This is a genomic window from Pedococcus sp. NPDC057267, assembly GCF_042668795.1.
GTDB lineage: Bacteria > Actinomycetota > Actinomycetes > Actinomycetales > Dermatophilaceae > Pedococcus.
In genome coordinates, this window is the sequence record NZ_JBHUYG010000113.1 from 1 (window position 1) to 12,949 (window position 12,949).

General features: G+C 70.7%; 13 protein-coding genes. 5 read left to right on the plus strand and 8 right to left on the minus strand.

All coding sequences use genetic code 11. The features are described from left to right. Window positions 1–29: 29 nt before the first annotated feature. From ACFUC1_RS18155 to ACFUC1_RS18170, 4 genes are all read right to left on the minus strand, one after another. On the minus strand, window positions 30–1,316 hold the full coding sequence (locus ACFUC1_RS18155) for a sugar ABC transporter permease (RefSeq protein WP_379122310.1): 1,287 nt from the start codon (window positions 1,314–1,316) through the stop codon (window positions 30–32). Continuing rightward, window positions 1,313–2,149 (minus strand): ATP-binding cassette domain-containing protein, encoded by an 837-nt coding sequence (locus ACFUC1_RS18160; protein ID WP_379122312.1) that lies wholly within the window; start codon window positions 2,147–2,149, stop codon window positions 1,313–1,315. Before ACFUC1_RS18160 ends, ACFUC1_RS18155 begins: the two co-directional genes overlap by 4 nt. Window positions 2,150–2,182: 33 nt before the next feature. After that, a complete protein-coding gene (locus ACFUC1_RS18165; RefSeq protein WP_379122313.1) occupies window positions 2,183–3,304 on the minus strand; it encodes a sugar ABC transporter substrate-binding protein in 1,122 nt (373 codons plus the stop codon). 82 nt (window positions 3,305–3,386) lie between these two features. Beyond that, complete coding sequence (locus tag ACFUC1_RS18170) at window positions 3,387–4,493, minus strand: alcohol dehydrogenase catalytic domain-containing protein (protein WP_379122315.1); 1,107 nt, start codon at window positions 4,491–4,493, stop codon at window positions 3,387–3,389. A gap of 238 nt (window positions 4,494–4,731) precedes the next feature. Here ACFUC1_RS18170 and ACFUC1_RS18175 point away from each other — a divergent pair, with 238 nt between their 5' ends. After that, window positions 4,732–5,637: a sugar-binding transcriptional regulator gene (locus ACFUC1_RS18175; RefSeq protein ID WP_379122317.1), complete on the plus strand. Its 906-nt coding sequence runs from the start codon at window positions 4,732–4,734 to the stop codon at window positions 5,635–5,637. Window positions 5,638–7,041: 1,404 nt separating this feature from the next. On the opposite strand, the gene ACFUC1_RS18180 is transcribed toward ACFUC1_RS18175, so the two are convergent. Continuing rightward, a complete protein-coding gene (locus tag ACFUC1_RS18180) occupies window positions 7,042–7,743 on the minus strand; it encodes a haloacid dehalogenase type II (protein ID WP_379122319.1) in 702 nt (233 codons plus the stop codon). Between the two features lie 44 nt (window positions 7,744–7,787). Beyond that, entirely contained in the window at window positions 7,788–8,423 is a 636-nt protein-coding gene (locus tag ACFUC1_RS18185; protein ID WP_379122321.1) for a class I SAM-dependent methyltransferase, read from the minus strand. Window positions 8,424–8,528: 105 nt separating this feature from the next. On the opposite strand from ACFUC1_RS18185, the gene ACFUC1_RS18190 reads away from it, so the two are divergent. Genes ACFUC1_RS18190 through ACFUC1_RS18200 form a run of 3 tightly spaced genes read left to right on the plus strand, consistent with a single transcriptional unit; the run spans window position 8,529 to window position 10,797 of the window. Beyond that, a complete protein-coding gene (locus ACFUC1_RS18190) occupies window positions 8,529–9,116 on the plus strand; it encodes an RNA polymerase sigma factor (RefSeq protein WP_379122323.1) in 588 nt (195 codons plus the stop codon). Further along, entirely contained in the window at window positions 9,113–9,391 is a 279-nt protein-coding gene (locus ACFUC1_RS18195) for an anti-sigma factor family protein (RefSeq protein ID WP_379117078.1), read from the plus strand. Before ACFUC1_RS18190 ends, ACFUC1_RS18195 begins: the two co-directional genes overlap by 4 nt. After that, window positions 9,388–10,797 (plus strand): dihydrolipoyl dehydrogenase family protein, encoded by a 1,410-nt coding sequence (locus ACFUC1_RS18200; RefSeq protein ID WP_379122325.1) that lies wholly within the window; start codon window positions 9,388–9,390, stop codon window positions 10,795–10,797. Before ACFUC1_RS18195 ends, ACFUC1_RS18200 begins: the two co-directional genes overlap by 4 nt. Before the next feature lie 34 nt (window positions 10,798–10,831). Here ACFUC1_RS18200 and ACFUC1_RS18205 read toward each other — a convergent pair whose 3' ends face one another. Next, window positions 10,832–11,485, minus strand: a complete 654-nt coding sequence (locus ACFUC1_RS18205) for a CDP-alcohol phosphatidyltransferase family protein (protein ID WP_379122327.1) — start codon at window positions 11,483–11,485, stop codon at window positions 10,832–10,834. 2 nt (window positions 11,486–11,487) lie between these two features. Beyond that, window positions 11,488–12,072 carry a TVP38/TMEM64 family protein gene (locus ACFUC1_RS18210; protein WP_379122329.1) on the minus strand — a complete coding sequence of 195 codons (585 nt, stop codon included), beginning with the start codon at window positions 12,070–12,072 and terminating at the stop codon, window positions 11,488–11,490. Between the two features lie 314 nt (window positions 12,073–12,386). On the opposite strand from ACFUC1_RS18210, the gene ACFUC1_RS18215 reads away from it, so the two are divergent. Continuing rightward, a partial coding sequence (locus ACFUC1_RS18215; protein WP_379122330.1) for a hypothetical protein occupies window positions 12,387–12,949 on the plus strand: 563 nt, incomplete at its 3' end.

Genomic DNA, 12,949 nt, shown 5'->3' on the forward strand with positions numbered 1-12,949 from the left:
GCTCGCGCACCCAGCCCCTCCGAGCGGCGTCAGGCCCTCCCGTGGGAGACCCGTGAACGCCGTGCCAGCGAGTCGATGAGCACCGCCAGCGCGAGAACCCCACCGGTGATCATGAACCGCGGCGCCGAGGACAGGTTGAGCAGTGTCAACCCGTTGGAGATCGACTGGATGACGAGGATGCCGAGCAGGGCCGACCACGCGGACCCGCGGCCACCGAACAGGCTCGTCCCGCCGATGACGGCGGCGGCGATCGCGTTGAGGTTGACGTCCCCGGTGCCTGCGCTCTGGCTCGACGACGCCAGGCGTGAGGCGCTGAGGACGCCACCGGTCGCCGCCAGGAGCCCGGTCAGCACGAAGGCCGAGAGGTAGACCCGCTTGACGTTGATGCCGGCCCGTCGAGCGGCCTCGACGCTGCCACCGACGGCGAACATGTGCCGGCCCCAGCTGGTGCGGGTCAGGGCGTAGTTGGCGACGACGACCGCGATGACGAACAGCATGAACATCCACGGGACGCCGTTGTCCCGGTTGAGGTACCAGACGGCGAGGGCGAAGAGCACGAGCAGCGCGACCGCCCTGACCACCAGCACCTGCGTGCTCGTGTGCGAGAGGTTGGCCCTCTGCCGCTCGCGCTTGTTGCGCAGCCCGGTGAACAGGACCACCCCGGCCGCCAGGACCGCGAAGACGTAGGCGACCACCGGCGGGAGGAACTGCTGCTGGCCGAAGGTGACCAGGGCCGTGCCGTAGGGCAGGTTGATCGAGCCCTGGCTGCCCAGGAGCTGCAGCTGCAGGCCGAGGAAGGCGAGCAGGCCCGCGAGGGTGACCACGAAACTCGGCATCCCGAACCGGGTGAAGACCACGCCGTAGAGCAGGCCGATGAGCGCGCCGCTGAGCATCGCGGCGCCGATCGCGAGCAGGACCGGCCAGCCCTGGTTGACCCAGAGCACGCCGAGGAAGGCCGACGACAGACCGCTGAGGGAACCCACCGACAGGTCGATCTCGCCGAGGATGAGGACGAGCACGATGCCGAGGGAGATCGTGCCGACGGCGGCGCTGTCGTAGAGGAGGTTGACCAGGTTCGTCGAGGTGAGGAACACCGGGTTCAGGGCCTGGAAGATGACCGCGATGATCACCAGCCCCACCACGACGGGCAGCGGCCCGAGGTCACCGGAGCGCACCCGGCGGCCGAAGTCGGCGACCGCGCCACCGACGCCCCCTGCACCCACCGAGACGCGGGCGTCCTGGCGGTCGAGCGTTGCCGGCGCAGCGGCAGGCGTGGCCGGCGGCATACCGGCAGTGTCCTGTCGTTCCTGGGTCATGAGGGTTCCTCCGGGGTCTGGACGGGCGCTTGCGTGTCGCCCGCGCGGCGGGCTGAGCGCCGGGTGACGACGTTGTCGGTCGCACCGGTGATGGCCGCCACCAGGTCGTGGCTGCTGGCCTCGGGGCCGAACACGCCGTTGTTGCGGCCGAGCCGGAGCACCACGATGCGGTCGGCGACCGCCCGAACGTCCTCCATGTTGTGGCTGATCATGATCACGCCGAGCCCGCGGGCGCGGACCCGTTCGATGAGGTTGAGCACCTCGGCCGTCTGGGCGACGCCGAGGGCCGCGGTGGGCTCGTCGAGCATGATGATCCGTGGGTTGACGAGCAGCGACCTCGCGATCGCCACGGTCTGGCGTTGACCACCCGAGAGGGAGGCGATGGGCACGCGCACGCTGGGGATCCGCGCCGAGAGCTCGCCGAGCAGCTCCCACGAGCGCGTCTCCATCTCGACCTCGCTGAGTCGGGTCGGTCGCAGCTCGCGACCGAGGAAGAGGTTGGCGACGACGTCGAGGTTCTCGCACAGGGCGAGGTCCTGGAACACCGTGGCGATGCCGAGCTCGAGGGCCGCTGAGGGTGATTCGATCGTCACCGGGCGGCCGTCGAACGACAGCTCGCCCGAGTCGGGCTGGTGCACCCCCGACAGGACCTTGACGAGGGTGGACTTGCCGGCGCCGTTGTCGCCGACGAGCGCGACGACCTCACCCGCGTGGACCTCGAGGTCGATGTCGGTGAGGGCGGACACGGCCCCGAAGGTCTTCCCGACGCCACGCAGGCTGAGGATGGGCGTGGCCTGGTCCGTAGGGACGGACGCGGTCTCGGTGGCTGTCATGAGGAGGTCCTCCTTCGTCTCGGCAGGGCCCGGTCAGGAGATGCCGAGGGTCTTGCACCCCGCGGCGTAGGCACCCGTGCACAGGTCCGAGGCCTTGGCGATGTTGGTGTCGATGATCTCGGACTTGAGGTTGTCCTTGGTGATCACCTTCGGGACGAAGAGCATCGTGGGGGCGTTGAAGACGGTGGTGAGCTTGCCCCCGCCGACCGCCTCGACGGACTTGCCCTGGACGAGGTCCACGACGACCTGGGCCGCGGCGCCGGCGACGATCTCGCTCGGCTTGGAGATGGTGTTGTACTGGTCGCCGGCGATGATGAGCTGGAGGCCGGCAGTCGTGGCGTCGTTGCCCGTGACCGGTGGGACCGGCTTGACGTTCGCGGCCTTGAGGGCTGCGATCGACCCGCCGCCGGTGCCGTCGTTGGCGGCCACGATGCCGCCGATCTTGTCGCCGAAGCGCGAGACCTGGCCGGCGACCCACTGCTGGGCCTTGGTCGGCTCCCAGTCGGGGGTGTCGTACTCGGCGAGCGTGGTGTAGCCGCTGCCCGCCAGTCCCTCGTGGACGCCCTTCTTGATGAGGCCGGCCGCGGCGTCGGTCGGCGAGCCGTTGACCTCGAGGATGCCCTTGGTCGTGGGGACCGAGGTGTCCTTGAGGTGCTTGACCAGCGACTGCGCGATCGACTTGCCGATCTCCTCGTTGTCGAAGGACACGTAGTAGTCGACCTTGGCGTCGGGGATGGGGCGGTCGTAGGCGACCACCTTGATGCCGCGGGCCTGCGCCCGGGCGACGAGCGAGGTGGCGGCGGTCGAGTCCACGGGGTCGAGCACGATCGCCTTGACCCCCTGGGAGATCGCCGCGTTGAACTGCTGCTGCTGCTTCGAGGCGTCACCCGTGGCGTTGTTGTAGAGCACGGTGCAGCTCGAGCACAGCTTGGCGAGGGCGCTCTTGAAGCCCGGGGCGTCGTGCTGCTCGTAGCGCGTGGACGCCTCGTCCGGCATGAGGAAGGCGACCTTGGCGCCCTGGATCGAGCCCTTGCCCGACCCCGACGACCCGGCGGTCGCGGTCTTGCCCGAGCTGCACGCCGCGAGCGGCACGACCAGGGCGGCGGAGAGCAGGAGGGTGGCCTTGGTGGCGGTGGTGGCCCGGCGGTGGGTCATGGTGTGGTTCCTTTGGTCGGAGGGTGCTGGGGCGGGGCTGGCGTCGGGGTGGGGCGGGGGAGGTGCCTTCGTGGGGGGTGCGTCAGGGCAGGAGGGAGACCTTGATCGACTCCGAGCCGGAGGCGACGAGGTCGAGCCCGCGGGCGAACTCGCTGATGGGCAGCTGGTGGGTGCAGATGTCGTCCAGCGGCAGGCGCCCCTCCTCGATGAGCCGGATCGCGGCGGGCCAGCAGTTGGGGCCGAGGTGGGCGCCGCGGACGTCGAGCTCCTTGTCGTCGCTGATGATCGTCCAGTCGACGCTGACCTCGTCCTTGAAGACGCTGTACTCGACGAACCGTCCGAGCTTGCGCAGCAGCGACAGGCCCTGCACGACCGCGGACGGGTGGCCGGTGCCCTCGAGGTAGACGTCCGCGCCGTAGCCGTCGGTGAGCTCCATGACGGCGGCCACGGGGTCCTCGCGGCCGATGTCGATGGTGCGGGTGGCGCCGGTCCGGGCCGCGAGCTCGAGCTTGCGCGGCTCGAGGTCCAGGGCGATGACGTGGGCCGGCGACTTCGCCGCGGCCCCGGCGATCATGCCCAGACCGATGGGCCCGCAGCCCGCGACGACGACGACGTCCGAGAACGTGATCACGGCGCGCTCCACCGCGTGCAGGGCGCACGACAGCGGCTCGGCGAATGCCGCGTGCGCCGGCGGGATGTCGGCGCTCACCCGGTGCACGAGCGACCCCGCGGTCAGCACCATGTACTCCTGCATCCCGCCCTGCGTCGCGCGCTTGAAGCCGTAGATGTTGTGCACCTGGCACATGTGGTAGTTGCCCTCACGGCAGTACAGACAGGTGCCGCAGGGCACGATCTGCTCGACGACGACGCGGTCGCCCTCGCCGACACCCCAGCGGTCGCGGGCCTCGTCGGAGATGTGCACGACGCGCCCGGTGATCTCGTGCCCCGGGACGACCTGGGTCTCCGCCCAGGCCGGGCGGGTGGCATCCCCCCAGAACTTGGCCGCGCCGTGGTAGCACTTGAGGTCGCTGGCGCAGATGCCGACGGCCTCGACCCGGATGAGGGCCTCCCCCGGGCCGGCGGTGGGGACGGGCAGCCTCTCGAGCCGGTAGTCACCCGGCCCGTGGCACACCACGGCCTGCATCGTGGCGGCCCCGTCGTCGTCGCGTTCCTGCGCCGGCTCGGCCATGGGTGACCTCCTTTGGTCGGGTTGCCTCGATCTGCCCAGAAGGTCGATCGGGTTCGCCATCACGGTAGAGGTGCCCTGCACAAATGTCCAGCACAATTGTTCAGGCGCCTCCACTATGCTGAACATCTGTGCACGGCCGCGCGGGCCGGTGGAGGGCGAAGGGGTGGGGGCGATGGCGAGGGAGACGAGCCCGGAGCGCGGCAGTTCCGTTTCACGCCAACGCTTTCCGTCGCGCTTGGTGTACGAGGCTGCTCGCCTCTACTACCTCGAGGACGCCACCCAGGCGGAGATCGCCCGTCGGATCGGGACCAGCCGGCCGACCGTCAGCCGCCTGCTCGCCGCCGCCCGCGAGAGCGGCATCGTCGAGGTCCGGGTGCGCGACCCCGAGCAGGGCGCGACTGCGGACCTCGAGCGCGCGCTGGTGTCCTCACTGGGGCTGACCACGGCCTACGTGACACCGTCGGCGCGCGGGGTCGACGCCGGGGTGCTCCTGGCCCCCCGCGTCGTCGAGGCCCTCGCGGCGGCGCAGCTACGCGCCGGCGACGCGCTGCTGGTGTCGTCGGGTGCCACGGTCTACACCGTGGTCCAGCAGAGCCTGCCGGCGATGCCCGGGGTGCTCCTGTGCCCCACGGTCGGCGGCGTCGAGGAGCCCGAGCCGCAGTACCAGACCAACGAGATCACCCGGGCGCTGGCGTTCAAGGTCCAGGGGAACCCTGTCATGCTCTACGCCCCGGCGATGCCCACGCCGCCCCTGCACCGCGTGCTGGTCAAGGACCCGCAGGTGCAGCGGGTGCGCCACCTGTGGGACACCGCCGCGGCGGCCCTGCTCGGCATCGGCGCCCCGCCGCACCGGCGGTGGTCGCTGCCCAGCGTCATCTCTGCCCACGAGGAGGCGATGCAGGCGGCCGTCGGCGACATCTGCGCCCGCCCCTACGACCGGGACGGCCGCCCGATCGACTTCCCGGGCTCCGAACGGCTCATCGCGATCACGCTGGCCGGCCTGCAACGGATCCCGCACACCATCGGCGTCGGTGTTGGCGAGGACAAGGTCGAGTCCATCCGGGTCGCCGTCCGCGCCGGCTACGTCAAGGTCCTCGTCACTGACACGGCCACCGCCGAGATGCTCCTACGTCGTGTCGACTAGGCACGGTCGGCACGCCCATTCAACATGACCGTTGACTTCGGCCCTGGAGTGAACGCAACGTCGAGCGATTGGCCGAGTGTGGCCCTGTTGTCATGGAAAGCCAGCGGAATGGTGGTGCTGGGCCGTCAACGATAACTCGGGCGCGGTGATCGACTTGGACGGCGACTCGCACCACACCAAACCTTGGGCACCCTCTACCAACGGGCACGCCCCCGAGGACAAGACCACCCCCGAGCCGTCCGCATCATCTGGCGCTTCTGGCAGGAGAACACCCGCTACGACCCATAAAACACCGCGTACTACCGCCACGGCCAAGGGCCCCTCGCATTTCAGGTCCACCACCGCAGATGGGGACGCACGGAGTGACCGTCTGATTGGCCGCCGGTACAACTTTCTGGGGCCCACCCCGGATCGCAGCTGGAGTGTCGGATGCGTTCACAGAAGGACGGCGCTGCGGCCCAGACGTGATTGGGGGCGAGGGGGGATAGATGTCGCACGACGAGTCGCACGCGGCCCCGGCCCCTGGCCCTGACCCGCCGGCCTGTCTATGCCTGAAAATCGGAGAACCGGGGCGCCTGCGGTCCAGCCTTGCGGCTAAGCCGGCTAATGGCGGCCAGCAGACTCGCGACGCCGATGGCGGAAAACTTTGGAACACGATTGACGTCAGGACCCGTGGCACAGTTGTGGCACACCATGCCGCCAAGAGTCGCTGAGCGACGTAAGCGAATGACAAGCGTCCACGCACAAATTCGGTTCGTGTACCCAGGCGCTGCACATCCTCATGCGACTCCTAAAGCGGGTTGTCGGCAGTTCGAATCTGCCCGAGGGCACATTTCCGCAGGTCAGCAGCCGTGCCACTTCGTCGGTGACGGAACAGAGGAGGCGCCTGATTTCGCGGTGGACATGTCCTGTGCCACGGACGCGCCACCAGTGACCACCACTGACCGAAGCTCCGTCTGAGCGGCGCCCGGTCGCAGACATTGGGCTCAGACCACATGGGCGGCTTGGCTCCGCCGGTCCATGAGCTCTCGTGTCCGCGCGGGAAGACCCAGCGGAACAGGCTGACCCCTGGCTTCATGCACCAGCAGTCGTCGGCGCAGCCGCACGCGATCATGCCCAGCCGCTCCCGCACCAGGCCGACGACCGCGGCACCGAGGTAGAGCACCGCGACCCAGCCGAGCAACCTTTTCATGCCAACACCTCCACCACTCCCGCGAGGACATGCGTGGCCGATGCGGCGAGAACGGCATCGATGTCCCTGCCCGAGCGTTAGCCGCGGCACCTGTTGTTCAGCTCCGGTGAGGCCGCCGAGAGCTGGTGCATTGTCCGGCCTGTGCTCCGCTACCCGCAGTGACCAGCCACCGGACGGGCCCTTGGCGGGACAGCCCCGGGGAAGTCGACCCCTTAGGCAGATCGAAGCGGTGGAGCCAGATCGGGTAGTGATTCGATTTGCAGGTCAGGGGCGTGGAAGGGCCTTGGGTACGTTGCACGCGACCGGTTGAGGAACGCGGTCTGTAGTCCAGCATGCCAGGCGCCGTGAATGTCCCACGGGTGAACCGCCACCAGCATCGCCTCTGCCGCGTTCACGTCGCAGACCCGCAGAGCGTACTCGTAGGCGGAACCTGCCGGTTTCCACGCCGGCGCGTCCTGCACGGAGAGCAGCTGTTCGAAGGCGTCCGCGATGCCGTTGCGTTCGAACAGTCCTTGTGCCACCTGCGTCGACCCGTTGCTCAACGTGACCAGGCGGATACCCTGGGAGGCGAGGGCGCGCACGCCGGGCACGACGTCGGGGTGCAGCGGCAACGACGTGAAGGCACTCATGATGCGTTGCACGGCCGCGTCCACTTGACCGACGTCGTGCCCGGCCAACATTCGGCCCAGCAACGTTGCGGCCAAGTCGGCGAAGTCGGGGTTGTCGCCGGTGACGGTCAGGGCGAAGCCGTCACGCAGCAGCGACGCGAACCACGTGGCAGCCAAACCCGCCGGGGCGCCGGCCGCCTCGAAGTGCTGCGCCATGGTGCTCATGTCGGACAGGGTCTCGTTTACGTCGAACACGATGAGCTTCGGTCGTTGCCACGACCCGTTCGCCTTCGGAGTCTCAGTCACGCTGAACTTCCTTCCTTCTCCTGGTGGGTGGTGTCCGGGTCGCGTCAGGGCACGGTGCCTGCCCAAACCTGTACATGCCCACCCCAGGCTTGCTCATGCGTGACGTCGATGCAGTCGGCCACCAGGGCCTGCCACGGGTGGGCGTTGATGTCGGCACCGCCGAGCGCGCAAGCCAGTCGCGCTAGCGGAGACAAGAGCCGGCTCGGTCCGCAGGGGGTGGTCATGTCGACCACAGCGACGCGGGCCCCTGGTCGGGCCAGGGACCTGGCCTGCTGCCACGCCTGCCGCCACGGACGCATCACGGACAGCGAGTATGTGAACAGCACCGCATCGGCGCCGTCGCGAAGGGCCGGGACCTCGCGCCGCAGCCGTCCCATCGCCGTCGCGTCTTCCTGGTGCAGCAGAACCCGGCAGCCGGTGGCGCGCTCCAGCGTGCGGGCCTTGTGTCGTGCCGCTGCCAGCATGTGGGCGCTGGAGTCCACAGCCACGACGTGGCCGTGCCCCACGCCGGCGGCCAGCATTGGGAAGTTCAGGCCGGTCCCGCACCCCACATCAACGACGGTGTCCCCGGGACGGAGCCGCAGTAGCGGCATGGCAAGGCGCCGGCCCACCCGGTAGACGGGCCACTCGGCGGACAGCACGTCGTACACCGGCGCAACAGCGGTGTACCTGCTCCACATGACCGCCACCGTCCCTCCAAGGCCCACCGGTCGCCACTCGGGGGCGCGCTGGTTGCCCGTTGACGCGGTCGCGCGCATCGCGGCTGTGTTGGGAACACTGTGAGCATGTCACCGGGTTCCCACGGTGTGCCCGAACCGACCCATGACGTGGACGCCAGAGCCGCTGCCCTGGCGTTCCGCCAGTACGTCGAGCCCGAGCTCCAGGTGCTCCTGCGTGTCGCGCAGTCCCTGACCGGGAACACGGCCGACGCCGAGGACCTGGTGCAGGAGACGCTCATCCGCGCGTACAAGGCCGTCGCCAGGTTCGATGGGCGGCACCCGCGGGCGTGGCTGCTGACCATCCTGCGACGCACGCACATGAACATGCACCGCCGGCAACGCCCAGAGGTCGTCGCCGACTGGAACGCCCTGAGCAACACCCGGCCCGCGTTCAGCGCAGCCGAGCATCCCAGCGCCGAGGACGAGGTCGTCGACCAGTCGTTGCACCACGAGCTGGTGAAGGCCCTGACCGCGCTCGACCCCCGGTTCCGGGAGGCGTTGTGGCTCGTGGACGTCAACGACCTCACCTACGCCGACGCCGCCGCCGTGCTGGGGGTGCCCGTCGGAACCGTCATGTCCCGCCTGAGCCGGGCCCGCGACCGAGTCCGTCGCCAAGTCGGTCCCACCGCCCTGACCGCCGGGAGGCTTCGATGATCAGCACGATGCGCACGATGATCACGTGCCACTGGAGCGCCCGACGCATCCAGCGCTACCTGGACGCCGACCCCGCGGCACCGCTGACCCCTGGGGAGGTGTCCCGGCTGGAGTCGCACCTGGCCACGTGTGAGAAGTGCTCGCAGGTGGCGGCCGAGCACCGCACGCTGCACCGCGCCCTGTCCGCACTGCCGGGACGGCCCATGCCGGACCCAGCCGCCGTGCTCCGGCTGCGCGGCTTCGTCGACCAGCTCGTCGCCGAGGAGCAGCGGTGAACCCACCGGACATGCTCGTCATCGGTGGGGGCACCGCCGGCATCGTGGCCGCCAAGACTGCCGCCCGGTTGGGCGCGGACGTGCTGCTGGTGGAGCGGGACGAGCCCGGTGGTGACTGCCTGTGGACCGGGTGCGTCCCGTCCAAGGCCCTGCTGGCCGCGGCAGACGCTGCCGCGACCGTTCGGGACGCGAACCGGTTCGGTATCGCCGCCACCGTCACTGGCGTCGACTTCACCACGGTCATGGGTCACGTCAGGCACGCCATCACGCAGATCGCCCCGACCGACTCACCGGAGGCGTTGCGCGCCGCTGGTGTCCAGGTCAGGAAGGGCACGGCCCGGTTCACCAGCGCCACGACCGTGGACGTGGACGGTGAGCAGGTCCGGTTCTCCCGCGCCGTCATCGCCACCGGCGCCACCCCGGCCGTTCCCAACGTGCCCGGCCTGGCTGATGCGGCCCCGCTGACCAGCGACACCATCTGGGCCCTGACGACGGCGCCGACCCGACTGGTGATCCTCGGAGGCGGAGGCATCGGGTGCGAGCTCGGGCAGGCGTTCGCCCGCCTCGGGGCCGAGGTCACCATCGTCGAGGGGGCCGACCGGCTCCTGCCCCGGGAGGACCCCCGCGCCGCTGACGTGGTGACGGCCGCGCTGGCCGCCGACCGGGTCAAGGTCGTCACCGGCAGCGCCGTCACCCAGGTGAGCGGCACCAACGGGGGCGGCGGGGCGCTGCACATGGACGACGGTTCCCGCGTCGAGTTCGACCAGCTGCTCGTGGCCGTGGGGCGGCGTCCGAACACCGCATCCTTGGCGCTGCCGACAGCCGGTGTCCAGACCGACGCTCGCGGCTTCATCACCGTGGATGCCAGGTTGCGGACGTCGAACCCGCGCGTGTGGGCTGCCGGGGACCTGACCGGGCACCCGCAGTTCACCCACGTCGCCGGCGTCCATGGCAGCGTCGCCGCGTCCAACGCCGTCTTGGGGCTGCGGCGGAAGGTGTCGACGACGGCGGTGCCGCGCGTCACGTTCACCACACCGGAGGTTGCGGCCGTCGGTGTCGCCACCGCATCCCCACCGCGCGGCCTGCAGGTGCTGCACTGGGACAACGAGCACGTGGACCGTGCCGTCGCCGAAGGCGCCACCGAGGGGTTCACCCGGGTCGTGACCGACCACCGCGGCCGCATCCTGGGCGCCACCGTCGTCGGGCCCCGCGCCGGTGAGGTGCTCGCCGAGCTGACCTTGGCTGTGACCCGTGGCCTGCGGGCTCGCGACCTGGCCGGGGTCACGCACCCCTACCCCACCTACGGGGACGGCCCGTGGAACGCGGCCATCGAGGATGTGCAGGCCCGGCTCGCCCAGCCGCCTGCCGCCGGGGTCATCGGGGTGTTGCGCCGCTGGCGTCGCTGAGCCGCCACGCAACTCGACCGCCCCACATCCTGGGTCAGCGCAGAGCCCGGTACCCGGCGACGATGCGCTGGGTGGCGCTGAGCGCGACCACGACCGCCCACACCACTGCGACGGTGGCTGCGGAGCCCGGGAACAGCAGCCACACACTGTGCACGACGATGGTCTCGCCGCCCTCGGCCAGGCCGCCGAGGAAGCTCAGCGACCGCCCGTCGTCGATGCGCCGGCCGGTGCGTTCGGCGATGGAGGAGAACGCCAGGAACGCCGTCCCGTTCACGTAGTACGCCAGCAGGACGAACAGGAACGGCAGCCACGACTGCCCGGACCCGGCCCGGACGCCGACGGCGACACCGGTGACGGTGGCCCCGTACACGACGAAGTCGGCGGTGATGTCGAGGAACCCGCCGGCGTGCGACCCCTCACGTCCCGACAGCGTGGCGCTGCCAAGGTCCCGGGCGTGCCGGGTGCGGCGGCGGGCCAAGGGGCCGTCCAGGCCGTCGCAGGCCCGCGACAGCCACCACAGGAGCAGGGCGAGCACCCAGAGCTGGCCGGCGGCCGCGGCAGCGCTGCCCAGACCCAGCAGCAGGCCGGCCATGGTCAAGCGGTCCGGGGTCAGCAGCGGGACGTCAAGGCGGGCCGCCACCGCGGACAGTGGACGGTCCAGCCGCCTTCGCAGCCCGGTGTCGAACATGCTCACTCCTGCCGTGAAGGGCCGGTGTCGGCGGGCGGGGCTGCTGGCGTCGGGCCGGCGGTGCGCAGCCTGCGAGCGGCCACGCCTCCGCCGGCGGTGAGCGCGAGCAGGGCGCTGCCCGCCAGCACCACCGTGCCAGGCCGGGTCAACCCGTACGCGCCCACAGCGACGTACACCACCGTCCCGGGCAGGATGCCGACCGCGGTTCCGAGCACGAAGTCACGCGGGCGGAGGGGCGACATGCCGCTGACGTAGTTGACGGCCGTGAACGGAGCGACAGGCACCAGCCTTGCGATGAGCACGGACGCCAGCCCGTGCCGGTGCAGGACCCGGAGCACCCGGTCGCGGTGTCGGCCCACCACCCACGACAGGGCGCCTGGGTCGACGGCCCGTGCCACCGCGAACGCAGCCACCGCCCCCACCATGGCGGCAAGCCAGACCAGTGCCGTGCCGGGACCGAACCCGAACAGGGCGCCCGCCCCCACCGACAGCACGTTCTTGGGCACGGGCAGCAACGTCACCGCCGCGTAGGCCGCGACGAACACGACCGGGGCGACAGCTCCCGCGTGCGCCACCCGTGCACGCACGGCCGCCAGGTCCAGCGCCCCAGTCCTCCACAGTGCCAGGGTTGCCGCTGCCAGGACCGCGAACAGGGCGACGGCAGCCCAGTGCCGGGCCGGTCGCCTCCCCGCACCACCGGCCGAGGGTGGGGGCGCAGAGGGGACCTGCTGGGGTGGCGGCAATGGAGGAGGTCCTGTCGTCGGTGAGGTTGGGCGCGCACCCCAGGAACACCCGGAGGCCACGCGAGCGGCTGCACGTAGGGAAGTCCTTGAGGGCGCCATCGTGTTCCCGAGTCGCCCACCCGGACCCGGTCCGGCCCCGACCTGCGATGGACGACACCATGACGCGACCGACCGACCACCCCCGCTCGGCTTCCCGGCTGCGACGCCTGCGCGGGTGGGCTGCGCCCGCGGTGCTGGCCGTCGCGCTGAGCGCCTGCGCGGCCCCCAACGCGTCCTCTTCAGGGTCGAGCTCGAGCCCCAAGGCGTGGCAGCAGGTCGCCGCCGACGCCCGCGGGCAGAGCGTGGCGTTGTGGATGTGGGGCGGCGACCCGCAGGGCAACCGCTACGTCGACACGGTCCTGGCGCCGGCGGCAGCCAAACTCGGTGTCACCCTGCGACGGGTACCCGTCGCGGACACCCGCGACGCGTTGAACCGAGTCCTGGCCGAACGGCAGGCCGGCACCACCGACGGCTCAGTCGACCTGGTTTGGGTGAACGGGGACAACTTCGCCACCGGCGCCCAAGCCGGCGCGTGGTTGTGCGGTTGGGCGCAGGACCTGCCGAACATGAAGTACACCAACCCGGATGACCCGCTCCTGACCCGCGACTTCGGCACACCGGTCCGCGGGTGCGAGGCACCGTGGCACAAGGCCCAGTTCTCCCTGGTGTACAACTCCGCCAC